Source organism: Ruminococcus flavefaciens AE3010 (assembly GCF_000526795.1).
Taxonomy (GTDB): Bacteria; Bacillota; Clostridia; order Oscillospirales; family Ruminococcaceae; genus Ruminococcus; species Ruminococcus flavefaciens_D.
The window spans coordinates 1-22,201 of record NZ_JAGT01000002.1; the positions used below are offsets into that span (position 1 = coordinate 1).

At 45.3% G+C, this 22,201-nt stretch carries 39 protein-coding genes and 3 pseudogenes; 15 read left to right on the plus strand and 27 right to left on the minus strand.

Annotated elements, in window-relative coordinates; genetic code table 11:
• Nucleotides 1-788, minus strand: a pseudogene (locus N774_RS19030) (3-deoxy-7-phosphoheptulonate synthase); the annotation flags it as partial.
• Between the two features lie 629 nt (nt 789-1,417).
• Between N774_RS19030 and N774_RS0115995 the strand changes: the two are divergent.
• The 4 genes from N774_RS0115995 to N774_RS19335 all read left to right on the plus strand — a co-directional run bounded on the left by N774_RS0115995 (nt 1,418) and on the right by N774_RS19335 (nt 2,742).
• Nucleotides 1,418-1,783 (plus strand): hypothetical protein, encoded by a 366-nt coding sequence (locus tag N774_RS0115995; protein ID WP_278245179.1) that lies wholly within the window; start codon nt 1,418-1,420, stop codon nt 1,781-1,783.
• Between the two features lie 70 nt (nt 1,784-1,853).
• The gene (locus N774_RS0116000) at nt 1,854-2,276 is read left to right on the plus strand and encodes a hypothetical protein (protein ID WP_024862203.1); all 423 of its coding nucleotides are present in this window, start codon (nt 1,854-1,856) and stop codon (nt 2,274-2,276) included.
• Complete coding sequence (locus N774_RS19330) at nt 2,257-2,400, plus strand: hypothetical protein (RefSeq protein WP_155250450.1); 144 nt, start codon at nt 2,257-2,259, stop codon at nt 2,398-2,400. The genes N774_RS0116000 and N774_RS19330 overlap by 20 nt, the downstream gene beginning before the upstream one ends.
• A gap of 180 nt (nt 2,401-2,580) precedes the next feature.
• Nucleotides 2,581-2,742: a hypothetical protein gene (locus tag N774_RS19335; RefSeq protein ID WP_155250451.1), complete on the plus strand. Its 162-nt coding sequence runs from the start codon at nt 2,581-2,583 to the stop codon at nt 2,740-2,742.
• Nucleotides 2,743-2,835: 93 nt separating this feature from the next.
• Here the strand turns inward: N774_RS19335 and N774_RS19890 are convergent, their stop codons facing one another.
• The 25 genes and pseudogenes from N774_RS19890 to N774_RS20045 all read right to left on the minus strand — a co-directional run bounded on the left by N774_RS19890 (nt 2,836) and on the right by N774_RS20045 (nt 16,599).
• Nucleotides 2,836-3,072, minus strand: coding sequence for a hypothetical protein (locus N774_RS19890; protein ID WP_037281282.1), 237 nt, complete (start codon nt 3,070-3,072; stop codon nt 2,836-2,838).
• A gap of 85 nt (nt 3,073-3,157) precedes the next feature.
• A pseudogene (locus N774_RS20170) lies at nt 3,158-3,424 on the minus strand (hypothetical protein); the annotation flags it as partial.
• Complete coding sequence (locus N774_RS0116020; RefSeq protein WP_155250452.1) at nt 3,414-3,905, minus strand: hypothetical protein; 492 nt, start codon at nt 3,903-3,905, stop codon at nt 3,414-3,416. The pseudogene N774_RS20170 and the gene N774_RS0116020, both read right to left, overlap by 11 nt.
• Nucleotides 3,906-4,001: 96 nt before the next feature.
• A complete protein-coding gene (locus N774_RS19340) occupies nt 4,002-4,442 on the minus strand; it encodes an ATP-binding cassette domain-containing protein (protein ID WP_155250453.1) in 441 nt (146 codons plus the stop codon).
• Nucleotides 4,367-4,741 carry an ATP-binding cassette domain-containing protein gene (locus N774_RS19345; protein WP_155250459.1) on the minus strand — a complete coding sequence of 125 codons (375 nt, stop codon included), beginning with the start codon at nt 4,739-4,741 and terminating at the stop codon, nt 4,367-4,369. The genes N774_RS19340 and N774_RS19345 overlap by 76 nt, the downstream gene beginning before the upstream one ends.
• Before the next feature lie 245 nt (nt 4,742-4,986).
• Nucleotides 4,987-6,174 (minus strand): hypothetical protein, encoded by a 1,188-nt coding sequence (locus N774_RS0116030; RefSeq protein ID WP_024862206.1) that lies wholly within the window; start codon nt 6,172-6,174, stop codon nt 4,987-4,989.
• A 117-nt stretch (nt 6,175-6,291) separates the two neighbouring features.
• Nucleotides 6,292-6,888, minus strand: a complete 597-nt coding sequence (locus N774_RS0116040; RefSeq protein WP_242836697.1) for an RNA polymerase sigma factor — start codon at nt 6,886-6,888, stop codon at nt 6,292-6,294.
• Nucleotides 6,889-7,125: 237 nt separating this feature from the next.
• Nucleotides 7,126-7,380, minus strand: coding sequence for a hypothetical protein (locus tag N774_RS0116045; RefSeq protein WP_024862208.1), 255 nt, complete (start codon nt 7,378-7,380; stop codon nt 7,126-7,128).
• A complete protein-coding gene (locus tag N774_RS0116050) occupies nt 7,346-7,951 on the minus strand; it encodes a hypothetical protein (RefSeq protein WP_024862209.1) in 606 nt (201 codons plus the stop codon). The genes N774_RS0116045 and N774_RS0116050 overlap by 35 nt, the downstream gene beginning before the upstream one ends.
• 77 nt (nt 7,952-8,028) lie before the next feature.
• Entirely contained in the window at nt 8,029-9,054 is a 1,026-nt protein-coding gene (locus N774_RS0116055; RefSeq protein ID WP_024862210.1) for a serine hydrolase domain-containing protein, read from the minus strand.
• 14 nt (nt 9,055-9,068) lie between these two features.
• Nucleotides 9,069-9,848: an ABC-2 transporter permease gene (locus N774_RS0116060; protein ID WP_024862211.1), complete on the minus strand. Its 780-nt coding sequence runs from the start codon at nt 9,846-9,848 to the stop codon at nt 9,069-9,071.
• A gap of 11 nt (nt 9,849-9,859) precedes the next feature.
• Nucleotides 9,860-10,411, minus strand: a complete 552-nt coding sequence (locus N774_RS0116065) for a hypothetical protein (RefSeq protein ID WP_024862212.1) — start codon at nt 10,409-10,411, stop codon at nt 9,860-9,862.
• Between the two features lie 131 nt (nt 10,412-10,542).
• Entirely contained in the window at nt 10,543-11,427 is an 885-nt protein-coding gene (locus N774_RS0116070) for an ABC transporter ATP-binding protein (protein ID WP_024862213.1), read from the minus strand.
• A 3-nt stretch (nt 11,428-11,430) separates the two neighbouring features.
• Nucleotides 11,431-11,802: a GntR family transcriptional regulator gene (locus N774_RS0116075; protein WP_024862214.1), complete on the minus strand. Its 372-nt coding sequence runs from the start codon at nt 11,800-11,802 to the stop codon at nt 11,431-11,433.
• Between the two features lie 203 nt (nt 11,803-12,005).
• Nucleotides 12,006-12,188, minus strand: coding sequence for a hypothetical protein (locus N774_RS19550; protein ID WP_024862215.1), 183 nt, complete (start codon nt 12,186-12,188; stop codon nt 12,006-12,008).
• A gap of 346 nt (nt 12,189-12,534) precedes the next feature.
• Complete coding sequence (locus N774_RS0116085) at nt 12,535-12,720, minus strand: hypothetical protein (RefSeq protein ID WP_024862216.1); 186 nt, start codon at nt 12,718-12,720, stop codon at nt 12,535-12,537.
• Between the two features lie 73 nt (nt 12,721-12,793).
• Nucleotides 12,794-13,039, minus strand: a complete 246-nt coding sequence (locus N774_RS20175; protein WP_080770573.1) for an ABC transporter permease — start codon at nt 13,037-13,039, stop codon at nt 12,794-12,796.
• 469 nt (nt 13,040-13,508) lie between these two features.
• Nucleotides 13,509-13,715 carry a hypothetical protein gene (locus N774_RS0116095; protein WP_024862218.1) on the minus strand — a complete coding sequence of 69 codons (207 nt, stop codon included), beginning with the start codon at nt 13,713-13,715 and terminating at the stop codon, nt 13,509-13,511.
• The gene (locus N774_RS0116100) at nt 13,675-14,313 is read right to left on the minus strand and encodes an FtsX-like permease family protein (protein ID WP_024862219.1); all 639 of its coding nucleotides are present in this window, start codon (nt 14,311-14,313) and stop codon (nt 13,675-13,677) included. Before N774_RS0116100 ends, N774_RS0116095 begins: the two co-directional genes overlap by 41 nt.
• A gap of 41 nt (nt 14,314-14,354) precedes the next feature.
• On the minus strand, nt 14,355-14,825 hold the full coding sequence (locus N774_RS0116105) for a hypothetical protein (RefSeq protein WP_155250455.1): 471 nt from the start codon (nt 14,823-14,825) through the stop codon (nt 14,355-14,357).
• A gap of 77 nt (nt 14,826-14,902) precedes the next feature.
• Nucleotides 14,903-15,094 carry a hypothetical protein gene (locus N774_RS0116110; RefSeq protein WP_024862221.1) on the minus strand — a complete coding sequence of 64 codons (192 nt, stop codon included), beginning with the start codon at nt 15,092-15,094 and terminating at the stop codon, nt 14,903-14,905.
• A gap of 69 nt (nt 15,095-15,163) precedes the next feature.
• Complete coding sequence (locus N774_RS20075; protein ID WP_024862222.1) at nt 15,164-15,451, minus strand: ATP-binding cassette domain-containing protein; 288 nt, start codon at nt 15,449-15,451, stop codon at nt 15,164-15,166.
• A 224-nt stretch (nt 15,452-15,675) separates the two neighbouring features.
• Nucleotides 15,676-15,783 carry an ATP-binding cassette domain-containing protein gene (locus N774_RS20080; protein WP_347496235.1) on the minus strand — a complete coding sequence of 36 codons (108 nt, stop codon included), beginning with the start codon at nt 15,781-15,783 and terminating at the stop codon, nt 15,676-15,678.
• 175 nt (nt 15,784-15,958) lie between these two features.
• Entirely contained in the window at nt 15,959-16,105 is a 147-nt protein-coding gene (locus N774_RS19355; protein WP_155250456.1) for an ATP-binding protein, read from the minus strand.
• A gap of 362 nt (nt 16,106-16,467) precedes the next feature.
• Nucleotides 16,468-16,599, minus strand: coding sequence for a hypothetical protein (locus N774_RS20045; protein ID WP_278245180.1), 132 nt, complete (start codon nt 16,597-16,599; stop codon nt 16,468-16,470).
• Nucleotides 16,600-16,681: 82 nt separating this feature from the next.
• Here N774_RS20045 and N774_RS19555 point away from each other — a divergent pair, with 82 nt between their 5' ends.
• The 6 genes from N774_RS19555 to N774_RS0116180 all read left to right on the plus strand — a co-directional run bounded on the left by N774_RS19555 (nt 16,682) and on the right by N774_RS0116180 (nt 19,066).
• A complete protein-coding gene (locus tag N774_RS19555; RefSeq protein ID WP_196231580.1) occupies nt 16,682-16,894 on the plus strand; it encodes a hypothetical protein in 213 nt (70 codons plus the stop codon).
• 688 nt (nt 16,895-17,582) lie between these two features.
• A complete protein-coding gene (locus tag N774_RS20085) occupies nt 17,583-17,798 on the plus strand; it encodes an ATP-binding cassette domain-containing protein (protein ID WP_024862224.1) in 216 nt (71 codons plus the stop codon).
• Entirely contained in the window at nt 17,791-18,015 is a 225-nt protein-coding gene (locus N774_RS20090; protein WP_024862225.1) for a hypothetical protein, read from the plus strand. Before N774_RS20085 ends, N774_RS20090 begins: the two co-directional genes overlap by 8 nt.
• Nucleotides 18,002-18,184, plus strand: a complete 183-nt coding sequence (locus tag N774_RS20095; RefSeq protein ID WP_024862226.1) for an ATP-binding cassette domain-containing protein — start codon at nt 18,002-18,004, stop codon at nt 18,182-18,184. The genes N774_RS20090 and N774_RS20095 overlap by 14 nt, the downstream gene beginning before the upstream one ends.
• A gap of 1 nt (nt 18,185) precedes the next feature.
• Nucleotides 18,186-18,440: a hypothetical protein gene (locus N774_RS20100; protein ID WP_024862227.1), complete on the plus strand. Its 255-nt coding sequence runs from the start codon at nt 18,186-18,188 to the stop codon at nt 18,438-18,440.
• Between the two features lie 398 nt (nt 18,441-18,838).
• Complete coding sequence (locus N774_RS0116180; protein ID WP_024862228.1) at nt 18,839-19,066, plus strand: hypothetical protein; 228 nt, start codon at nt 18,839-18,841, stop codon at nt 19,064-19,066.
• Nucleotides 19,067-19,189: 123 nt separating this feature from the next.
• Here the strand turns inward: N774_RS0116180 and N774_RS19360 are convergent, their stop codons facing one another.
• Nucleotides 19,190-19,573 carry a hypothetical protein gene (locus N774_RS19360; protein WP_155250457.1) on the minus strand — a complete coding sequence of 128 codons (384 nt, stop codon included), beginning with the start codon at nt 19,571-19,573 and terminating at the stop codon, nt 19,190-19,192.
• A gap of 221 nt (nt 19,574-19,794) precedes the next feature.
• Here N774_RS19360 and N774_RS0116195 point away from each other — a divergent pair, with 221 nt between their 5' ends.
• The 5 genes and pseudogenes from N774_RS0116195 to N774_RS19900 all read left to right on the plus strand — a co-directional run.
• Entirely contained in the window at nt 19,795-20,208 is a 414-nt protein-coding gene (locus N774_RS0116195; protein ID WP_024862230.1) for an ABC transporter permease, read from the plus strand.
• 105 nt (nt 20,209-20,313) lie between these two features.
• Nucleotides 20,314-20,739, plus strand: coding sequence for an FtsX-like permease family protein (locus tag N774_RS0116200; protein WP_024862231.1), 426 nt, complete (start codon nt 20,314-20,316; stop codon nt 20,737-20,739).
• A 392-nt stretch (nt 20,740-21,131) separates the two neighbouring features.
• Nucleotides 21,132-21,374 carry a hypothetical protein gene (locus N774_RS19365; protein WP_155250458.1) on the plus strand — a complete coding sequence of 81 codons (243 nt, stop codon included), beginning with the start codon at nt 21,132-21,134 and terminating at the stop codon, nt 21,372-21,374.
• Nucleotides 21,375-21,683: 309 nt separating this feature from the next.
• Nucleotides 21,684-22,037 (plus strand): GntR family transcriptional regulator, encoded by a 354-nt coding sequence (locus tag N774_RS0116205; protein ID WP_024862232.1) that lies wholly within the window; start codon nt 21,684-21,686, stop codon nt 22,035-22,037.
• Between the two features lie 23 nt (nt 22,038-22,060).
• Nucleotides 22,061-22,201 (plus strand): annotated as a pseudogene (locus tag N774_RS19900) (ABC transporter ATP-binding protein); the annotation flags it as partial.

The following is a 22,201-nucleotide window of genomic DNA, read 5'->3' on the forward strand; positions in this document are numbered from 1 at the left end:
AATGCAGGCAGGATTGCTGAATCCCTTTTTCTCGTAGAACTCGTTGAGGAGCTGGAGATGCTCATAGTGATAGTTGGGCATGCTCTGGCTGTGGTGGTTCTCGTAGCCTCTGAGGATAGCGTGAGCGAGAGGATTGCCCTCGGTAAACTACCTCCCAGCCTCTGTAGAGGAAGGTGTGTCCCGACTGAGCAGCTTCGATAGAGTTCATAAGAACAGGCATGCTGCCGCTTACGGGGTTCTTCATACCAACAGGAACATTGAGACCGCTGGCTGTGAGTCTGTGCTGCTGGTTCTCAACAGAACGTGCGCCAACAGCTACGTAGCCCAAGAGGTCGTTTACGTAGCGGTGGTTCTCGGGGGTAGAGCATTTCGTCAGCACAGGTGAAGCCTGTTTCCTGAATAGCTCTGAGGTGGGTCTTTTCTTATTGCAACGATACCCTTGTACATATCGGGGGCTTCTGGCTCGGGGTCGGGCTGGTGGAGCATGCCCTTGTAGCCCTTGCCTGTTGTACGGGGCTTGTTTGTATAGATACGGGGAACGATGAGTATTTTGTCATTGACCTTTTCCTGTACCTCTCTCAGACGGTTGATATAGTCGAGAACGCTGTCCTCGTTGTCTGCGGAGCATGGTCCGATGATAAGGAGTATCCTGTCATTTTTCGCCTTGATGATATCAGCGATGAGCTTGTTTCTCTCGGAGATGACCCTTGGCGAGCTCTTCTGAAACGGGATATTCGCTCTTTACCTCGGCAGGTATTGGGAAGCTTGCATTTGAAGTTCATATTCATAGCTTTGATATCCTTTTCTTTAACGATTTTTTTCAAGATGATTATAGCACATTTTTTTCGGAAATAGCAATACTCGCAGCTCAAACCGTATCAATATTATAGCTTTAGTACGAAAAATTCGTTTTTATGTCCCGATATTTCAGCCAAAAACTGTGATAAAAGATTAAAATAAGCTGAAAAAAGCCTGTCCAAGCTGAAAGGGGATAAGCTCATTCGTTGACAGCGGAGGACTGCTGTGATATAATTTAACAGAAAGGATATGAGACAGGAGCAGGGATATGGATAAATTCTTCGGAGCATTAGGCTTTATGCTGGCAAATACCGATAAAATACAGATAATATGGTATGGGGGCTGTTCTTGCTTACAATGCTGATACTGGCAGTGCTTCACCACCGCTTGAAGCATTACGAAAAGGGAAATGAAGCTGTGGAAAAAGCTGTTTGCCTTATACCGCTGCTGATAACAACAGTTCACTATTTTGTATATGTCTGGGGAGTTGACAGCTTTCTGCGGCGTTATACTCCAATGTACCTTACGGCGCTTTTAGCTTTATTGCCTGCGATGTGTGCGGGATTGAAAAAGAGCTGCAAAGCTGTGTCAGTCATAACAGGAGCATTGTCGGTCGTTTTTGCTGCATATTTCTTTACCTCGTCTACGAAGCCACATAATTTTTACGCGGAAAAGCTATACCAAGTCCTTTCACGCAATGGTCAGGGAAATGGACAGGAGCTACGTCCTCAAGGAGTGGAAGGATATCGACTTTTACGCTCTTGAGGATAAGTATATGCCGCTGGTGGAGGAAGCGGAGCAGGAAAAAGATCCTGCTAAGCTTGCAGATGCTGTGACGATGTTCTGCAATGAGCTCCACGACAACCATGTAAGAGTGGGTGCGGATTATGACTTTGAAAAGTACAGTTCTTCATTTATGCTGCGGGACTACGGATTCTCCATGGTGCAGCTGGACAGCGGCGAGGTCATTTGCCGTATGCACTGATGCTGCGGTGAACGAGCTCGGCATAAACGACGGCCACGGTCATAACTAAATGGGACGGTGAGCTCGTTTTTTGCAGGCTGCCGAAAAAATAGGGGACTGCGGTCAGCCTGTAAAGTCAAACGACGAAATAGAGATACTGGCTGAGCTTGCGGGAACAGGCGGAGATACGGTAAAGGTATCGTTCATTGACAGTACAGGCAGCAGAGAACAGACCGCAGAGTTGATTGCTCTTGAAAATGAGCATACATATGATGATGCTCTCAATGCGTTCCTGCATTGTCCCGAGGATATGCGGGAGCTTATCAATTCTAATTTCAGTGCGAAAATGCTGGACGATAAATGCGGATATCTTGTGCTCAGCGCTGAGACAACGGGCAGCAGTATCCGTGATGATATCAGCTTTTATACGGGTAAGAGCAAGTGGGCAAGGGAGCTGTTCCGCGAGAGGCTACGTGGACCTGAGAGAGCAGGGAATGGAGTATCTTGTGGTTGATATGCGCAATAATGTGGGCGGCTGCGGTCCTATCGGCTATGAGCTGTGTTCACTGCTCAGCGACAAGGATATTTATGCTATGGGGGCTGGGAGTTCGCAAAAAACGGCGGCTATAAGCGCCTGACAACTCAGATGATACGTTCTGACGGGGAGTTTGCTGATCTGAAAGTGGTGGGTCCTGACAAATTGTCAATGCATCAGCGCAGGGGACAGTACAGCACTTTGTCTGTCGAGACTTCCCAATGTAACGCTGGCAGGTATAACCGATCCCAACGGCAGCGGTCAGATCACGGGAGGCTGCTGTGTGCTCTCTGGCGGCATAGTCAGCGTGAATTACCCTATCGGACTTACTCTCAACGAAAATGACGAGCCCGATATCGACACCCGTGCCGACCGCATAAGCCGTGATCCTGTGGAGGTGCGCATACCTCTTGACTATGACGCGGCTATGAGGATATTTTCGTGACAAAGAGGATCATGAGCTTGACTGGGCTGTAAAATACCTTGAAAACGAATGAAAAAACACCCGACCTGATAGGTCGGGTGTTTCTGTTATACATCAGCCGTTTACGATCTTTTCCTTGTTGAAGAGTCTGCCTACAACGAAAACGCCGAGGGCAGCTGCGGCTATATTTACTGCAAAGGTTATAAGTGCGTCGGAAATGTTGTATTCAACTCTGATAACGTCCTGAAGAAGCTTTACAGAGTTCCATACGGGGATGAAATAATTTGTGTTGCCAAGCTTTTCTACGCTCTCTGAGAAGCTCTCGGTGGAGTTGAGCAGCGAGGGTACCATGATCACGAATATAAGTATCGGGGGAAAGTGTTGTTGCCTGCTTTACGTCCTTGGCAATAGTGGAGAATATCAGCAGTAATGCCACAAGCACGAATGAGCCTGTGACTACGGCACAGAACAGTAATAGATACTCTAAAACGCTGTAGCTTACGCCCTCTGACATCGCCATAGCCTTTGAGAGCCTGGGCAGCGAGATCGCCATTCCTATGAATGCGGAGCAGCTTGCCGCTATGGCTACCGCAAGTATGGAAAGGGATTTTCCTATTGCAAGGCTTCCGCGCTTGATAGGCGTGATGAGCAGCGTGTTGAGGAAGCCCTTTTCCTTGTCGCCTGCGATAGAGTTAGCGGGCAAGGTTCATACAAACAAGGTATACTGCCATGAATACCATGAGAGGGATTATTCCTCCGAGGAGCTTTCTGAACATTGCGTCGCTGTCAAAAAGGTCGTAGTTATTGTCTGATTCGTTGAATGTAAATATACGGGGCTGCATTGTTGTGAAAACAAATGTGGTCTTTGAATACAGCTCCATTGAATTGTTCTTCTGTGAGTTGTAATATATGTCGATATTTGAAAGATCAGCTGCGCCGGGCTCTGCCATTTTGAAGCCGTCGGGGAATACCATGAGAAGATCGGTCTCCTTGTTCTTGATCTGGTTCTGGTATTTTTCAATGTCATTATCGGGAGCAGGTATTATTTTCAGCTCATTAAGTGCGTCACTGAATTCCTCGGGAGCGTTTATGCTGTAAGCAACAACGGGCTTTTCGAGGTCCTCAGAGGATTCTCTCTGAGCGTTTGATATGGACGACATAAGCATACAATAACCGAAAAACAAAAATGAATGGCAGTACGAACATCTGGAGCAGTATTGCCTTATCGCTGAAAAATGCTTTAAGCTCTTTTTTTGCGATTGTAATTATATCTCTCATGGTCACACCTCATCATTTCCGCCGTTAAGGCTTGTATAAATATCGTAGAAAGCGTCCTCAAGGGAGCGTCCCTGCATGAGGTTTTCCAGTGTATCGTCCGCAACTATCCTGCCGTCCATTATCATGGCAGCTCTGTCACAGACCTTTTCTACAAGGTCAAAAAGGTGAGTGGAGATTATTACGCACTTGCCTGTTTTTTTCATGTTGAGTATGAACTCGCGGACTTCACGGGCAGCGATGATGTCCAGTCCGTTTGTGGGTTCGTCAAGGATAACGAACTTCGGATCGTGGATAACGGATATTACCAGCGATACCTTTTGTCTCTGTCCCTGAGAGAGCTTTGCAATAGTGGTATCTGCGAATTTGTTTATGCCGAACTCGTCAAAGAGGAGCTTTTTTTCGCTTTTGCGCAGCGTCCTTTGGTATGTGGTAGAGTTCTGCAAAGAAGTCGAACATGATGTTGGGTGTGGACTTCATGTCGGGTTTTCAGATCAGTAGTGAGAAATGCCAGCTGTGAGCGTATCTCCTCGGGCGACTTTACGGCGCTGACGTCATTGTAGAGCGCGTCGCCGCTGTCGGGAGCGAGAAGTGTAGCCAGCATACGCATGGTAGTTGTCTTGCCTGCGCCGTTAGGTCCGATAAGTCCGAAGACCTCGCCTGATCTTGCGGTAAAGCTGATACCGTTTACGGCGACCTTTTTCTTTTCTGTGATCCCGAGAGCTTTGCGTTGTTTTTCACTTATAGTGAATGATTTTACGAGTTTTTTCTGCTTTCAGTATTTCCATTATATCCTCCTTGAAATTATTGGATCATGCTGTGTTCAGGGCACAGCGGTGCATATATATACGTTTGCACACCATTTTTTATTATACATCATAATACATTATTTTTCAATAGCAAAGTCATTTTGTCCTACAGGTATACTCAAAGATATAACCACCGTCATGCGGTGGTTATATCCTGTATTTTACTATATCATGTTATGCATCAGTAAGGGTGGTTCATTGCTATATCAGGAAGAGGCTCTGCATTTTCGTTGAAGGCTACCTTGGAATACCCCGTTCCGTAAATAGCTTCACCGTTTTCATTTTTGAAGAGCTGTTTCATGATAGTACCTGTTTCTTTATCTACGAGCATTTCTGCGTATTTTATCTTACTTACATTTTCAGCTATCGGGAAACCGCTGTTTTCTGAATAAGAGCCGTCTGTAAAGCCTGTAGGTATGCCATTAATTGTCATCATATCTGCTTTCAGAAGCAGACATTCTCTACCCATATATTTTTTGCCGTATTCGATCTCAACAGATGAAATATCTATTGTGTTCAGCTTCGCCAATGTACTGATCGGAGATGCAGTGTATGCACAGGAGGACGAGCTTGTAAGGTCAATGCTTCCGTCGAATGTGTAATACTGCTTTGTATCTTCATACTTTTCATAAAAATCATCATAGGAAAGAGCTGTTTTATCGCGGTTGTAAGTGATATAATCATCGGCATCCAAAAAGAAGGATTTACGGTCGTTTTTCAGGTCACAGTACTTTGGGAAGTTGGGATTGCCACGGAATTCCTCGCCAAAAAGTGCACCGTCGGTATTCATGTACATAGTTCTGCCTTCAAAGAAATAATTGTAGTTCATACGGTAACCGTTTGATGTAAGTACGGGATCGCCGATTCTGTACCAGTTTTCTTCCATGATATCGTTTGATATCACATCGATGCTGACGCTCTCTGCACTCCATAAGCCTGTATCATTTGCAAGATCGAACCAGAATGATGTTATGCAGTCCGAGCCGATGACTTCGCCGCTTATCTTATCCATGAAATGGAAGTCATTGAGCATTCTGCCGATAACAGCTTTTTCTGAGCTCATGTCATATTCGTCAAGGTCAACTTCATCAGCTGAGTATGCCTTATCGGCATTGGGATCGGCAGCTTCGGTGGTCGGTTCAGTGGCAGGCTCGGTCACAGCAGATCCAGAGCTGTCGGTTTTGAATGTGTGCTTGTTCTTCATCAGATACACGCCGCCTGCGATACCGCCTACAAGGATCGTACATGCAGCGGCTGAGGAGATCACTTTTCGGAGAGTGCGGGGACGGTAAGGCTCCGAGCCGCTTACAGATTCCTCGTCAGCGGCTGCAATGCCATTTTTTCTCATATTATACTTTCTTCTGCTCATTTCAAGTATCCTGGTTTTTTCTTCATTGCCTGCTGCAGGGACTTTTTTCGGAAAGGGACTCCAACTCATTTATCTCAGCGTTTTCCATAATGCCGAAATCAACTTCTTTCTTGTTCGTCATAGTTCTGCCTCCTTTAAAGATATACCAATATTACTCAGCTTATCTTTCAGTTTTTTTATGGCTCGGGAGCATCTTGTCCTGACGTTGGCAGGCTCAAGTGAAACAGAATCTGCTATTTCTTTTGAACTCATGCCGTAGTAGTATTTTTGTATGATGATGATTGAATCGGGTTCTCCAAGCTCTTCCACAAGACGGAGAAGCGTGCTGCGGAGCTCTCCGCGTTCAGCGTTATCGGCAATATCCGTACTGTCTGAAATGCTGTCTGCGTCACTTTCTTCAAGTGAAACTGTCCTTCCGCTTTTTGAATTAAGGCTGTGGAACATATTGATAGCTTTTCTTATCGCCACGGTGCTGATAAAGCCTTTTACATCAGCGTTCTGTACAGATGTTTTGTCAAGGTATTCAAATACGTCTGCAAAGACATCGCTGACACATTCTTCCATATCCTCTTTGACAGCGCAGCTTCTGAGCTTGTTGAAAACGATAGTGTAAACATAGTTGAAATATTCGTCAAACAGCTTGCTCTGAGCTTCCTGCGGAGATCTGGTGAAAAGTATTCGGTATTCCTTGTCCGTCATGACTGATACCTCCATTTATTTGAAAAGTTGTAATGCGCATTTCCGCTTTCATAATATATACTCAAAATGATATTGTAAAGTGTGACACGATCAATGTAAAATTAATGATCACCGTCAGGTGGCAGAAAAAAGAAAGCGATACATCCTGATCCGCAGATGAATCGCAAGTGTCAGTATTATAAAAAAAATATTGAGAAAAAGGACTTTCACATTATATCTGTCTGCAATGTTCATATGCTTCAATTGGCTGTATCAGCAGCCCCAGAAGTTGTACATCTCAAAGAATATCATTGCGGATACGGTGATAAGGTTTCCCGCAAAGCATGATATGCTGCGTATTTTTTTGTAGGGGAGCTTCTTTTTTGCTATGAGTGAGTAAGCGGCAGCAAGAAGTGCAAGTACGCAGACTCCAAGGCATAGGAGCTGTGTAATGCCTATGACCATGCCCTGTGTCTTGGTGAGACCGTCGTTGTCACCCTGTATACGAACGACTACAATGGATATCATTGCAGCAAGGGATACTATCTTTGCAAAACTGTCCTGCGGTGATGATATGGGCAAAGGACAGGGAGCAGCCTTGTGTGCCTTGTTTAGCTTCCGCTTTGCAAGGAGTATGAACAGTGGACGCAACGCCGCAGAGCATAAAGCCTGCAAGGAGACAGAGCTTGGGTATGTAATGCTTTATTTCAAGGTATTCCGAGCAGCTGTTAAAAAAGCCCCGTCTGCCGTCAGAGTGTTCGACTATGCCGTATATAGCATCATCATAATAATCTTCGGAATGATATTCAAGAAATACATCGTCAGCTACCTTTACAGCGTCTATATTGTCAATTGAGAATGCGTCCATATACAGTATGAATCTTCCCATTCCTGCCGCATGTGTGCGGGTGTCGGAATAGTAGCCGCTGTAGGGCGTCAGATCTGCTTTCTCGAAGTTTTCTCCGATATAGTTCTTGGTCTTCAAGCTTCCGAAAACAAATGAGCACAAATAGTTTGGAAAATCATCGCGGCAGTTTGAAAGACCTACGACTCCGAACTTTGATACGGGATCGAATTCCATATTAGAAAACACAGCCAAAGGTACCTCCTGTATGTCCGAAGGAGCGGACGTTGTTGTATTCATGGACGTCAAAGCCATAGCTGAAGCTGGGGATATCAGTGTTTCCGTAGAATGAGGAGCCTGAGAAGAGCTTCTCCTGAGTTTTGGCATTTTTGAACAGGGGGGTGGTCGTCGTTGACCAAAGCCTGTGCGAAGGTGGCAAGGTCGCCGATAGTACCCGTTATTGAGCCGCAGGGGTAGAGCTGGTCGTTGAAAAGGCAGGTGCCCTTGGACTTGAATTCTTCAATAATTCCTTCCTCTATTACTCCGTCTTCGTTTTCTTTATACCCGCCATGGGTAGATAAATCATAGCAGATAGTTTTCAGACGCTGCTCTCTTACCCATGGGTTATCTGTAAGGTTAGGAGCTACTGCGGTGTGCTCCATACCGAGTGGCTCGAAGATGTTCTTGTGAATGTAGTCAACGTAGTCCATGCCGCTTACCCGCTGAACGATAAGTCCTGCAAGTGAAGCAGCCCAGTTTGAGTAGGAAGCTACTTCACCGGGACGGTAGGTCTGGGCGGGCTCCACATTTTTGAGAGCTTCTTCAAGTGAGGGCATTTCAGCCATATCCTCTGAGGTGGAGTCGTAGAACTTCTCGCACCAGCCGCCCTTGTGGTTCATGATGTCCATGAGTGTAATTGGATCGTCATATTTAAGGCGGCGGAAGAAGTCATCTGGGAGATATGTGCGGATATCCGCTTCAAGGTCTATCTTTTCCTGTTCCCAGAGCTGCATGATGCTGACCCATGTAAAGGTCTTGCTTATGCTTCCCCATTCAAATACGCTGTTCTCGTCGGCAGGGGTGTGCTCCTCAATATTAGTGCAGCCGTAGTAGCGTGTATAAAGTATCTCGTCCCCGTGAAAAACAAGCTCCACATGAGCGCTGTCAGTCTTGCTGTTTTTGATATTGGTGGGATGTGCGTTTAATTTTTTCTGACTGCTTATAAGTTTACTGACGGTTATTCCCGATGGACATTTCGGCTCGTCTTCATTTTCTGCAAAAGCGCTGAATGGCTGAGTGCAGACTGTAAGCACTGCCGCAGCAATAAAAGCGGCAGTGCTGCGCAGAAATCCTTTCATGTATATCCACCTCCTCAAAGCTCACGGGCTTCATAGTCCACTACCGAGCATACAAGCTGATAGAGTGTGAAGCCGAAGCCGATAAAGATAAGTACGATACTGAGCAGCAGTCCGTTCATGGGAGCTGCCAGCGCCATTATCATATTTAAAAGTACTATAAGTACAGGCTTGAGTATATCTACATTGAATATCAAGATAATGACAGCAGCTATGGCATAGAACAGAGCAATTCCGCCTAAGATTTTAAGGAAGCTTATCAGCAGGGAGTTGCTCTTGCTTGAAATGCCCTTTTTGAAATATCTTCTGTGCTGTCCTGCCATGACTATAAGGGTAACAGCGAAAACAAGCCAGAACATTGAGTTTTCCAGAGCCTTCATCTGTACACCTGTGCCGAAACCGTGTGATACTTCGTATACATCTCTTACGTCCTTGGAAATGGTTATTCCATGAAGCTCACTGAATTTTTCCATTATGAGGTACAGGATAAAAATAATTGCCGAAAATACGGTATATATCCCCGTTGTGAGAGCAAAGCGTGAAATGACAATGCTTTTTCTGTCGGTGGGGATGACTGAGAATATTTTTCCTGCATTGTGAGTCTTTTCTGCCATTGTGATAAACGGCACGAGCATGACTCCCAGTACAACTATGCTGAATACCATGAATATGGCTTCCGTGAGCAGTCCCATGACCACAAACATTGCGGTAAGCAGGAGCATAACGAAGATTCTTGCCTTGTTTCTGCCCTTTGCCGATATGAGGTCCACTCGCATAAGGTCGATCATCTTTTTCATATTGTCCCTCCTTACAGCTCTTTTGCGGACGCCTTTTTAATAGTGACCGTGCAGAAAAGGTATGCCGCAGCTAAGGTAATTGCATTGAGTATAGCAATGGACAGCCATTTGCCTGCCGAAGTTGGCGGCATAATTATATCTCTTAAAGCGCGGAGCTTTCCGTTGTACATCATAACCGATATGAATGCTGTGACGGCTGCAAATACAGCAACTATTATCATAAGCTCACGAATGGCTGTCTCCATGTTCTTTACCTCCGAGCGCATCTGGGCATAGCAGAGAACTATTGTTATGAAAGCAAATGCCGCAGCGGCGAGCAAATATAATTTTTCAAATTTGTAATCGGGCATTGTAGGGAATCTCTCTGCGAAATGGGAAAGCTTTTCGGGGAGTATCTCATACAGAGAGGAGCACTTTACTATTAGCAGACACAGAAAAGACAGCAGTTCTCCTATGAACATAGTAACAAATATTTCCGTGAAAAGTGCCTTTATTACAGCGCTCCTGCTGACAGGCAGTATACCGTAGAGCTTCTTGCAGCTTGAATTGTTGATACCCTGCACGGGGGGCGATTATCATTACAAAGCTTACAACACAAAGGATACCGATAGGTAGACTGAACAGTGCCGCAATGATACTTACAATGCCAAATACAGCTACATAAGGAACAGTGAGCCTGCTGACAGAGATAAGGTCAAACCTTATCATTTTCATTATGTCGTTCATGTCTGTCCTCCTTTGCAACATAGACCAGTATCTCGTCGATATTAGCCTTTTCGGTCTCAAGCCCGTCTGATACCTCGCCGAGATACTCAGTACTTAGAAGTGCGTCGAAGCCGTTTCTGTAGCCGTGGAAGCCTATGCATTTTTCGCGCAGGGCAGAGGAGATGTCCTCCTCGGCGCCTCTGAGGATAACGTATTTTTCGCTGAGCTCGTCCTTTGTTCCCGTGAACCACACTCTGCCGTTGTGGAGTATGGTAACGTAGTCGGCGATACGCTCCACATCAGATGTGATATGTGTGGAGAAAAGGACGCTTCTGTTTTCGTTCTCGATGTACTCCGCAAGTATATCAAGGAGCTCATCACGGGCAACAGGGTCAAGTCCGCTGGTAGGCTCGTCAAGTATCATGAAGTCAGCCTTGTGGGACAGTGCGATAGCTATCATGAATTTCATTTTCATGCCCTTTGAGAATTCTCCCACACGCTTGTTATCGGGAAGCCCGAAGGCTCTGAGCCTGCCTGCGAATTCCTTGCTGTCCCAGTCCTTATAGAAGGGTTTCAGCTGCTTTTCTATCTGTTTAGCGGTGAGGTGGTCTGCAAGGTAAAGGCTGTCAAACACCACGCCCAGCTTTTCCTTTATGGTGATAGTGTCTTTAACGCTGTCAAGACCGAAGACGCTTATCTTTCCGCTGTCTATATTTGCCATATTGAGTATGGAGCGGATAGTAGTGGTCTTGCCCGAGCCGTTTTCGCCTACGAAGCCCATGATATACCCTTTTGGCAGGGAAAAGGTGACGTCCTTCAGCGCGAAGCTGTCGTAAGACTTGTTAAGTCCGCTTATCTCAAGAATGTTCTCCATAAATCATTCCTCCAGAAATTTTTTTAGGGCGGCGATGATCTCGTCATCGGAAAGTCCCGCATTTCTGCCGTTAAGTACGGCTTTCTCGAAGCCCTCCTCCATTTCGCACAGCATACGCTCACGGAGGAGCTCATTGTTGCTTGGTGCAACGAAATAGCCCTTGCCTGTGACGGAGATGATAAATCCCTCCTCAGCAAGGTCGTTGTATACTCTTGTAGTTGTGATAACGCTTATCTTCAGATCTCTGGCAAGCTGGCGGATAGACGGCAGCTGCTCGTCCTCTGCGACCTTGCCTTCAAGTATCTGAGCCTTTATCTGCTGCTCTATCTGTTCATAGATAGGCAGCTCGGATTTGTTTTTTATAACTATCTTCATAAGTGCACTCCTGTGTTATACTGTATATATCACTGTATATACAGTATAACACAGTTGTAGCAGTTTGTCAATACCATATCTGTAAATAATTTGTGTCCGTCCTGCAAATGGCGGTATACAGCATTTTTGCAGATGCATAAAAACACGCAGTCGGCAAAACAGCCGGCTGCGTGTTCGTTTTATATAGTATTATATTGCCTGTTTTAAGCGGTAAGGTCTTTTTCCTTTTCAAGCAGAGCTTTCCTCATGAGACAAAGATCGAAAATATCAAGGTGATCGTCCTCGCACAGATCAGCGGACTTTCTGTCAGCAAGCTCGGTATCGGGAACGGCAAGCAGCCATTTCTGAAAAAGGAGAAAGATCTGAAACGCTGAATTCTCCGTCACCGTTTACGTCGCCCTTTATCCTGACAGCCGTAACCTCTATCTCCTTGAATTTAAAGCCGTGCTTCTCTGCATAGGTCTGTGCAGCAGAGTCCTTGTAGCCGTGAATGACACCTGTGTATCGGATATTACTGATGATATCGCTGCCTGTTGGGTCTGCATTGTCAGGTGTTTCGCAGAATACACATTCGGGATCGAGCAGCGTTTATATTTTCAAGCCCATATGGTGAATAGTCTACATATCCCAGTTTTTTGATACCTTCTCCTATGATAACATCTGTTATCCTGCAATGGCCGTATACCCTCCGATCATTTACCCATGACCAGTCAAGTATCTCTCCCGAGCCGTTTATTTTAAGTATCCCTGCATCATCGAGCTCCCAGCTGAAGCTTCCCCCGAACTCTCCCGAATCAATAGTCTCCCGCAGAAGCTGTTTATTGAATGCGGGAAAACATTATCGCTGCCGTAAGCGGCTGCGTTTCCGATGATGCATGCTGCGAATAACGCAGCTGTTATTTTTTTTTTTCCTTTCATGATCATATCTCCCTTTAAAAATCTTATTCCTGTATGAGCTTATAAGCCGACAGCTTCTTCATTCTGCCTGACATCACAAAGCAGAAACACAAAAACCATGACTGTTACTGCAGCTGCTGTTATCAGTATCATAAGCGGCCGGAGCAGCAGATTTGCATTTCGTATGCCGTAGCCGCCCGAGTATAAGTGTGAACAGCGGATTCAGAAGAAGATAACCCAGTACCGAACCCGAAACAGCTGCTATTATAGTTGTCGGCATGAGGGACAGCGACAGCTGGCAGCGAAGCTGAGTGCTCGTAAAGCCTACAGCCTTCTTTATGCCGAAACTCCCGCTCTTTTTTGATGAATACGGTCTTGAGCAGAAGCCTTATGACAAACAGCACAGTTGCAACACTGAGTATTATCATTACCAGTACAATAAAGCCTACGGCATAAACAGGTGTATTCTCATTGCTTCTCACATGCCTGTAGTAATTCTTAACGTCTGACACGCCGCAATCATCCATTTCTTTTATCGTGCTTAAAACAATATCTACCTTCTTGTCTGTAGCATCTGTTACTCTTGCACGAAGGTAATCATAGGTTGTATTTACGCCTATTGCCTGTGCGCCCTTATCAGTAATATAGATCCTGTTGCTCAGCATAGACTGCTGAAGACCTGTTATAAGAATAACGTCCGCTCTCATCTCCGTATTCAATAACTATCTCATCGCCTACCCCAAACTCCGAGCCTTTCGGCAACAGTGCTTCCCACTACGACCTCATTGTCCCTGCGCATTATCTCTCCCTCATAAAACGCCGCAGTACACATATTCAGGCTCCGTTACATATAAAAGATCAACATCGCCGCCTCCGACACTTGCTGTTGTCCAGCCCAGTCCGTACACCTGCGATATGCCGTTTACATTTTTTATTTTATCTATAGCTTTGTATGATGCCTCGAAAGAAGTGTCCTCAAGGTAGATATAAGCATCGGGAGCATCTCCCTGTATCATTCGCTGAAAATTGGTTATATCCACCTTTGTATTGTAAAACAATAATCCCGAAAAGACCGCAACGAATGCCACAGCCGTTATAATAAAGAATACAGTGATGTTTCTGCCCCATATTCTGCATTGAGCTTTTCAGCGCAAGTAGTATATTCAGCTCGCCTTTTGTCTCGCTGAGAGGGAAGTGGTTCTTTTTAAAGCTGTTGGATTTCAGTCCGAATCTGAGAGCTGTTGCAGGGTGGAGCTTCTTTATCTTTCGCGTTGAGAAATACGACACGCACATCATTACTGCAAGCATTCCAACCAGAACTCCCGGTGTTATTACGGGATAAAACCGCTTCTTCCACACGATGCCGCATATTTCCCGAATGAACATCTTTTCAGCAGCAGGAAAGACCAGATAGGAAAGAGCTATTCCGACTGCCGACCCCACAGCTCCGATGATAACATATTCAGCAGTAAGTGCAGCCCTTATCTGTCCCACGGTATACCCCACAGCCCTGAGTGCTCCGATATTGACTATATCCCTGCTGATATTGTTGTTTATGGTGAATATTATCATTATAATGCATATCGCCATGATTATCAGCGCGAACACTGCCATAAAGCCTGCAAGGATATTAAACTATTACAGTATAGCTGTCTTTACAAAGCCTTACCGAAAATCCCTCCACATACACTTCTACATTGTTTTTGAAGTGAATTCAGTACCTGCTGCATTGACTTATCAATATCTTCGCATTTATCAGCATTTATGTATGCGACCCGAATCGGTGTACCGCCTGATCTTTGCTGAGCTTCACTCAGTTCGGCAAATGACTCATCATCTAAAAGTACTGATATATATGAATATGTGTTGCCCAGGAGCAGATGCTGATATATTCCCGCAACTGTATATTCATACCTGCCAAATTCCGTATCAAGATACATTTTATCACCTGTACAAAGATCATTGCTTATAGCAGTATATGCGTTGATGTATATCCGCCTGCCGCTTACACTGTCATCACGCTTCATAAAATCAAGCCTGTCATAGCCGATGTTATCTCCGAAACGCTGAATTATCCAGCTGGAATCTTTTTTCTCCTTTGAGCATTTGCTCGTAGTTAACTTCAAAGTGTTTAAAATACACCAAGTCCTGAACGCTATACGAGTCAATATCATTTTTCGGAGATAGGACACTTTCGATATCTTCAGCGTTTGCATTGGTCATGAACAAATAGTCTGCCAATACCTCCGCTGCGTGCATATTCATCATAGAGCTTGGGATACATGGAGGCAAACAATCCTGAATGCAAAAGGAATGTGGCTATTATGATTATCATCAGAAAGACGGACATTATGGTCCTGTCCTTGTGGAAGCCCGACTTTATAAGCTTTACCATCCCATACCCTCCAGAAACTTCCTTACCTTTTCATGGCGCTGCTTGTCTCCGCTGACATACTTGCCCAGCTCACATTCTCCCATGATACCGCCGTCCTGTAAGTATATGATACGATTGCCGCGGCGGACTGACTTTATATCGTGGGTAACCATTACCACGGAACTGTCCCGCATTATTGATATTTGTCAGCACATCAAGGACGGACTTTACTCCTGCGCTGTTGAGAGCGCCCGTAGGCTCGTCGGCAAATACGATATCGGGATCATTGATAAGAGCACGCACCATAGCCGAGCGCTGAGCCTCACCGCCTGACAGCTGAGCAGGGAATTTACGGGTGAGCTCCTCGGATATGCCCATTTTTTTCAAAAAAGCTCCATAGCCTTTGCTTTTAGCTCCTTCTGCTTCTGTCCTGTAAGCATGCCCGTGCTTATTACGTTATCCATGACACTCAATGCTGTCAACAAGGTGTATCTGCTGAAATACAAAGCCGCAGTGCTTTTCTGCGGAATACTGCAAGCTTGTCGTCGCAACATATCCGTAATATCCTCGCCGCAGTAAGTTTTATCCTGCCCAAAGACGGCTTATCCATTCCCGAAAAGCATATACAGCAGGGTGGATTTGCCTGCTCCCGAGGAACCTACTATAACTGTAAAATCGCCCTTGTATATCTCAAGGTCGAGATTCTTTATTACGTGCCTGCTGCTTCCCGCCCCACTGAAAAGCTTTTTGGAAAGCTTATCCTGTTCTTACTATGACTTCCTTGTTTTTCCATAGCGACCCCCAATAAAAATAAGATCATACAGCGCTGTTCTGTATGACCTTATTATATCATAATCTGATTTTTGGAAAATCTTTGTCTGTTCTTTAATTGTTTTTTAAAACAAGTCTGAGCCGCAGTGATACCGTAAAGCCCTTGCCGTTGTTATAGCACATGAGCTCGCCGTTCATTTGCTCGATAAAGTATTTTGATATGTACAGTCCCGATACCCGAGCCGTCCTTGCCTGCCGCATTTGAACCGCGGCAGAATTTTTTCAGTAAATGAGTTCAAGCTCCTCGTCGGGAACTCCGCCGCCCTTATCTGCGATCTCCAGTACAAAGAAGTTTTCCCTCAAAGAAGCTCCTGATAGTTATGTCTGTGTCCCGCATACTTGTACGAATTGGAAATGATATTGCCCCACGGTCTTGTTCAAGCCTGAGCTTATCCGCATATATGACACAGTCCTTTATATCGGCCAGACTTTACCTTTTTAAGAGGATCGCTCTCAGCGATTTATGCGTTGAAGGCTCCCGTGACGGCAGCTCCTCGGGAGACACTTCAAGCTGTTCCAGCTCTTCAAGAGCGGGCATGGAACATATTTGAGACCAGCTTGTCCTATTTGGTCTGTCCTTGCCGTTTTATGGCAGCAAGGGTTTCTTTCTGCTCCGCATTGTCGGACACAAGTTCAAGATAATCCACCATAGCCTTTATAGACGAAACAGGAATACAAAGATGAAAGCTCTGCATGGCAAAGGCATCATGCCCTTCCTGGTTCCTCTGTTGGATATTCTTATTTTCCCTCAGGCGAACGTGGGTAGTAAGCGGCCATTTGGCAAGAACTGAAAGACTTTGCGGTCAGAGGGTTGCAGCAGGAGAACGCTCGATACTCCGCTTGGAAATGGACAGAGGCAACATATTCGGCGCATTTACTGAGAAGCTCGATATCATGCGCGAGGAGCTGAAGGCTTCGCGCAAGCGTGAGGAAGCTGCTGTAAAAAGCCGCAAGGAGCTCATTGCAGAGGCCTTGTCCCACCGAATATAAGGAATCCTGTTTCGTCTATAAAGGCCTATGGTGGATTATCTTCGAACTTGTGTCCCCGACAATGCGGAAGCAAGAAAGAAACCCCTTGCTGCCATAAACGGCAAGAACAGACCAAATAGACAAGCTGGTCCTCAAATATGTTCCATGCCGCTCTTGAAGAGCTGGAACAGCTGAAGTGTCCCCGAGGAGCTGCCGTCACGGGAGCTTCAACGCATAATCGCTGAGAGCGATCCCTCTTAAAAAGGTAAAGTCCTGCCGATATAAAAGGACTGTGTCATATATGCGGAATAAGCTCAGGCTTGAAACAGACCGTGGCAATATCATTTCCAATTCGTACAAGTATGCGGACACAGACAATAACTATCAGGAGCTTCTTTTGAGGAAAACTTCTTTGTACTGGAGATCGCAGATAAGGGCGGCGGAGTTCCCGACGAGGAGCTTGAACTCATTACTGAAAAATTCTGCCGCGGTTCAAATGCGGCAGGCAAGGGACGGCTCGGGGTATCGGACTGTACATATCAAAATACTTTATCGAGCAAATGAACGGCGAGCTCATGTGCTATAACAACGGCAAGGGCTTTTACGGTATCACTGCGGCTCAGACTTGTTTTAAAAAACAATTAAAGAACAGACAAAGATTTCCAAAATCAGATTATGATATAATAAGGTCCATACAGAACAGCGCTGTATGATCTTATTTTTATGGGGGTCGCTATGGAAAAACAAGGAAGTCATAAGTAAGAAACAGATAAGCTTTCCAAAAAGCTTTTCAGTGGGCGGGAAGCAGCAGCACGTAATAAAGAATCTCGACCTTGAGATATACAAGGGCGATTTTACAGTTATAGTAGGTTCCTCGGGAGCAGGCAAATCCACCCTGCTGTATATGCCTTTCGGGAATGGATAAGCCGTCTTTGGGCAGGATAAACTACTGCGGCGAGGATATTACGGATATGTGCGACGACAAGCTTGCAGTATTCCGCAGAAAGCACTGCGGCTTTGTATTTCAGCAGATACACCTTGTTGACAGCAATGAGTGGTCCATGGATAACGTAATAAGCACGGGCAATGCTTACAGGACAGAAGCAGAAGGAGCTAAAAGCAAAGGCTATGGAGCTTTTTGAAAAAATGGGCATATCCGAGGAGCTCACCCGTAAATTCCCTGCTCAGCTGTCAGGCGGTGAGGCTCAGCGCTCGGCTATGGTGCGTGCTCTTATCAATGATCCCGATATCGTATTTGCCGACGAGCCTACGGGCGCTCTCAACAGCGCAGGAGTAAAGTCCCGTCCTTGATGTGCTGACAAATATCAATAATGCGGGACAGTCCGTGGTAATGGTTACCCACGATATAAAGTCAGTCCGCCGCGGCAATCGTATCATATACTTACAGGACGGCGGTATCATGGGAGAATGTGAGCTGGGCAAGTATGTCAGCGGAGACAAGCAGCGCCATGAAAAGGTAAGGAAGTTTCTGGAGGGTAATGGAATGGTAAAGCTTATAAAGTCGGGCTTCCACAAGGACAGGAACCATAATGTCCGTCCTTTCTGATGATAATCATAATAGCCACATTCCTTTTGCATTCAGGATTGTTTGCCTCCATGTATCCCAAGCTCTATGATGAATATGGCACGCAGCGGAGGGTATTGCAGACTATTTGTTCATGACCAATGCAAACGCTGAAGATATCGAAAGTGTCCTATCTCCGAAAAATGATATTGACTCGTATAGCGTTCAGGACTTGGTGTATTTAAACACTTTGAAAGTTAACTACGAGCAAATGCTCAAAGGAGAAAAAAAGATTCCAGCTGGATAATTCAGCGTTTCGGAGATAACATCGGCTATGACAGGCTTGATTTTAATGAAGCGTGATGACAGTGTAAAGCGGCAGGCGGATATACATCAACGCATATACTGCTATAAGCAATGATCTTTGTACAGGTGATAAAATGTATCTTGATACGGAATTTGGCAGGTATGAATATACAGTTGCGGGAATATATCAGCATCTGCTCCTGGGCAACACATATTCATATATATCAGTACTTTTAGATGATGAGTCATTTGCCGAACTGAGTGAAGCTCAGCAAAGATCAGGCGGTACACCGATTCGGGTCGCATACATAAATGCTGATAAATGCGAAGATATTGATAAGTCCAATGCAGCAGGTACCTGAATTCACTTCAAAACAATGTAGAAGTGTATGTTGGAGGGATTTTCGGTAAAGGCTTTGTAAAGACAGCTATACTGGTAATAGTTAATATCCTTGCAGGCTTTATGGCAGTGTTCGCGCTGATAATCATGGCGATATGGCATTATAATGATAATATTCACCATAAACAACAATATCAGCAGGGATATAGTCAATATCGGAAGCACTCAGGGCTGTGGGGTATACCGTGGGACAGATAAGGGCTGCACTTACTGCTGAATATGTTATCATCGGAGCTGTGGGGTCGGCAGTCGGAAATAGCTCTTTTCCTATCTGGTCTTTCCTGCTGCTGAAAAGATGTTCATTCGGGAAATATGCGGCATCGTGTGGAAGAAGCGGTTTTATCCCGTAATAACACCGGGAGTTCTGGTTGGAATGCTTGCAGTAATGATGTGGCGTGTCGTATTTCTCAACGCGAAAGATAAAGAAGCTCCACCCTGCAACAGCTCTCAGATTCGGACTGAAATCCAACAGCTTTAAAAAGAACCACTTCCCTCTCAGCGAGACAAAAGGCCGAGCTGAATATACTACTTGCGCTGAAAAGCTCAATGCAGAATATGGGGCAGAAACATCACTGTATTCTTTATTATAACGGCTGTGGCATTCGTTGCGGTCTTTTCGGGATTATTGTTTTACAATACAAAGGTGGATATAACCAATTTTCAGCGAATGATACAGGGAGATGCCTCCCGATGCTTATATCTACCTTGAGGAACACTTCTTTCGAGGCATCATACAAAGCTATAGATAAAATAAAAAATGTAAACGGCATATCGCAGGTGTACGGACTGGGCTGGACAACAGCAAGTGTCGGAGGCGGCGATGTTGATCTTTTATATGTAACGGAGCCTGAATATGTGTACTGCGGCGTTTATGAGGGAGAGATAATGCGCAGGGACAATGAGGTCGTAGTGGGAAGCACTGTTGCCGAAAGGCTCGGAGTTGGGGTAGGCGATGAGATAGTTATTGAATACGGAGATGAGAGCGGACGTTATCTTATAACAGGTCTTCAGCAGTCTATGCTGAGCAACAGGATCTATATTACTGATAAGGGCGCACAGGCAATAGGCGTAAATACAACCTATGATTACTTCGTGCAAGAGTAACAGATGCTACAGACAAGAAGGTAGATATTGTTTTAAGCACGATAAAAGAAATGGATGATTGCGGCGTGTCAGACGTTAAGAATTACTACAGGCATGTGAGAAGCAATGAGAAATACACCTGTTTATGCCGTAGGCTTTATTGTACTGGTAATGATAATACTCAGTGTTGCAACTGTGCTGTTTGTCATAAGGCTTCTGCTCAAGACCGTATTCATCAAAAAAGAGCGGGAGTTCGGCATAAAGAAGGCTGTAGGCTTTACGAGCACTCAGCTTCGCTGCCAGCTGTCGCTGTCCCTCATGCCGACAACTATAATAGCAGCTGTTTCGGGTTCGGTACTGGGTTATCTTCTTCTGAATCCGCTGTTCACACTTATACTCGGCGGCTACGGCATACGAAATGCAAATCTGCTGCTCCGGCCGCTTATGATACTGATAACAGCAGCTGCAGTAACAGTCATGGTTTTTGTGTTCTGCTTTGTGATGTCAGGCAGAATGAAGAAGCTGTCGGCTTATAAGCTCATACAGGAATAAGATTTTTAAAGGGAGATATGATCATGAAAGGAAAAAAAAATAACAGCTGCGTTATTCGCAGCATGCATCATCGGAAACGCAGCCGCTTACGGCAGCGATAATGTTTTCCCGCATTCAATAACAGCTTCTGCGGAGACTATTGATTCGGGAGAGTTCGGGGGAAGCTTCAGCTGGGAGCTCGATGATGCAGGGATACTTAAAATAAACGGCTCGGGAGAGATACTTGACTGGTCATGGGTAAAATGATCGGAGGGTATACGGCCATTGCAGGATAACAGATGTTATCATAGGAGAAGGTATCAAAAAACTGGGATATGTAGACTATTCACCATATGGGCTTGAAAATATAACGCTGCTCGATCCCGAATGTGTATTCTGCGAAACACCTGACAATGCAGACCCAACAGGCAGCGATATCATCAGTAATATCCGATACACAGGTGTCATTCACGGCTACAAGGACTCTGCTGCACAGACCTATGCAGAGAAGCACGGCTTTAAATTCCAAGGAGATAGAGGTTACGGCTGTCAGGATAAAGGGCGACGTAAACGGTGACGGAGAAATTCAGCGTTTTCAGATCTTCTCCTTTTTTCAGAAAATGGCTGCTTGCCGTTCCCGATACCGAGCTTGCTGACAGAAAGTCCGCTGATCTGTGGCGAGGACGATCACCTTGATATTTTCGATCTTTGTCTCATGAGGAAAGCTCTGCTTGAAAAGGAAAAAAGACCTTACCGCTTAAAAACAGGCAATATAATACTATATAAAACGAACACGCAGCCGGCTGTTTTGGCCGACTGCGTGTTTTATGCATCTGCAAAAATGCTGTATACCGCCATTTGCAGGACGGACACAAATTATTTACAGATATGGTATTGACAAACTGCTACAACTGTGTTATACTGTATATACAGTGATATATACAGTATAACACAGGAGTGCACTTATGAAGATAGTTATAAAAAAAAAATCCGAGCTGCCTATCTATGAACAGATAGAGCAGCAGATAAAGGCTCAGATACTTGAAGGCAAGGTCGCAGAGGACGAGCAGCTGCCGTCTATCCGCCAGCTTGCCAGAGATCTGAAGATAAGCGTTATCACAACTACAAGAGTATACAACGACCTTGCTGAGGAGGGATTTATCATCTCCGTCACAGGCAAGGGCTATTTCGTTGCACCAAGCAACAATGAGCTCCTCCGTGAGCGTATGCTGTGCGAAATGGAGGAGGGCTTCGAGAAAGCCGTACTTAACGGCAGAAATGCGGGACTTTCCGATGACGAGATCATCGCCCCGCCCTAAAAAAATTTCTGGAGGAATGATTTATGGAGAACATTCTTGAGATAAGCGGACTTAACAAGTCTTACGACAGCTTCGCGCTGAAGGACGTCACCTTTTCCCTGCCAAAAGGGTATATCATGGGCTTCGTAGCGGAAAACGGCTCGGGCAAGACCACTACTATCCGC

Excerpts from the sequence above, each read along its gene's own strand:
- N774_RS19330 (WP_155250450.1), top strand. The coding sequence starts at position 2,257 with ATGGAGTATCTTGTGGTTGATATGCGCAATAATGTGGGCGGCTGCGGT.
- N774_RS19890 (WP_037281282.1), bottom strand. The coding sequence starts at position 3,072 with ATGGTACCCTCGCTGCTCAACTCCACCGAGAGCTTCTCAGAGAGCGTA.
- N774_RS0116030 (WP_024862206.1), bottom strand. The coding sequence starts at position 6,174 with ATGAGCAGAAGAAAGTATAATATGAGAAAAAATGGCATTGCAGCCGCT.
- N774_RS0116040 (WP_242836697.1), bottom strand. The coding sequence starts at position 6,888 with ATGGAGGTATCAGTCATGACGGACAAGGAATACCGAATACTTTTCACC.
- N774_RS0116045 (WP_024862208.1), bottom strand. The coding sequence starts at position 7,380 with ATGATATCCATTGTAGTCGTTCGTATACAGGGTGACAACGACGGTCTC.
- N774_RS0116055 (WP_024862210.1), bottom strand. The coding sequence starts at position 9,054 with ATGAAAGGATTTCTGCGCAGCACTGCCGCTTTTATTGCTGCGGCAGTG.
- N774_RS0116060 (WP_024862211.1), bottom strand. The coding sequence starts at position 9,848 with ATGAAAAAGATGATCGACCTTATGCGAGTGGACCTCATATCGGCAAAG.
- N774_RS0116070 (WP_024862213.1), bottom strand. The coding sequence starts at position 11,427 with ATGGAGAACATTCTTGAGATAAGCGGACTTAACAAGTCTTACGACAGC.
- N774_RS0116075 (WP_024862214.1), bottom strand. The coding sequence starts at position 11,802 with ATGAAGATAGTTATAAAAAACAAATCCGAGCTGCCTATCTATGAACAG.
- N774_RS0116085 (WP_024862216.1), bottom strand. The coding sequence starts at position 12,720 with ATGAAAGGAAAAAAAAAAATAACAGCTGCGTTATTCGCAGCATGCATC.
- N774_RS0116095 (WP_024862218.1), bottom strand. The coding sequence starts at position 13,715 with ATGATACAGGGAGATGCTCCCGATGCTTATATCTACCTTGAGGACACT.
- N774_RS0116100 (WP_024862219.1), bottom strand. The coding sequence starts at position 14,313 with ATGGCAGTGTTCGCGCTGATAATCATGGCGATATGCATTATAATGATA.
- N774_RS0116110 (WP_024862221.1), bottom strand. The coding sequence starts at position 15,094 with ATGGTAAAGCTTATAAAGTCGGGCTTCCACAAGGACAGGACCATAATG.
- N774_RS20075 (WP_024862222.1), bottom strand. The coding sequence starts at position 15,451 with ATGGGCATATCCGAGGAGCTCACCCGTAAATTCCCTGCTCAGCTGTCA.
- N774_RS19355 (WP_155250456.1), bottom strand. The coding sequence starts at position 16,105 with ATGCGGCAGGCAAGGACGGCTCGGGTATCGGGACTGTACATATCAAAA.
- N774_RS20045 (WP_278245180.1), bottom strand. The coding sequence starts at position 16,599 with ATGCAGAGCTTTCATCTTTGTATTCCTGTTTCGTCTATAAAGGCTATG.
- N774_RS20085 (WP_024862224.1), top strand. The coding sequence starts at position 17,583 with ATGATCTTATTTTTATGGGGGTCGCTATGGAAAAACAAGGAAGTCATA.
- N774_RS20090 (WP_024862225.1), top strand. The coding sequence starts at position 17,791 with ATGGATAAGCCGTCTTTGGGCAGGATAAACTACTGCGGCGAGGATATT.
- N774_RS20095 (WP_024862226.1), top strand. The coding sequence starts at position 18,002 with ATGGAGCTTTTTGAAAAAATGGGCATATCCGAGGAGCTCACCCGTAAA.
- N774_RS0116180 (WP_024862228.1), top strand. The coding sequence starts at position 18,839 with ATGTATCTTGATACGGAATTTGGCAGGTATGAATATACAGTTGCGGGA.
- N774_RS0116195 (WP_024862230.1), top strand. The coding sequence starts at position 19,795 with ATGCTTATATCTACCTTGAGGAACACTTCTTTCGAGGCATCATACAAA.
- N774_RS0116200 (WP_024862231.1), top strand. The coding sequence starts at position 20,314 with ATGAGAAATACACCTGTTTATGCCGTAGGCTTTATTGTACTGGTAATG.
- N774_RS19365 (WP_155250458.1), top strand. The coding sequence starts at position 21,132 with ATGCAGACCCAACAGGCAGCGATATCATCAGTAATATCCGATACACAG.
- N774_RS0116205 (WP_024862232.1), top strand. The coding sequence starts at position 21,684 with ATGAAGATAGTTATAAAAAAAAAATCCGAGCTGCCTATCTATGAACAG.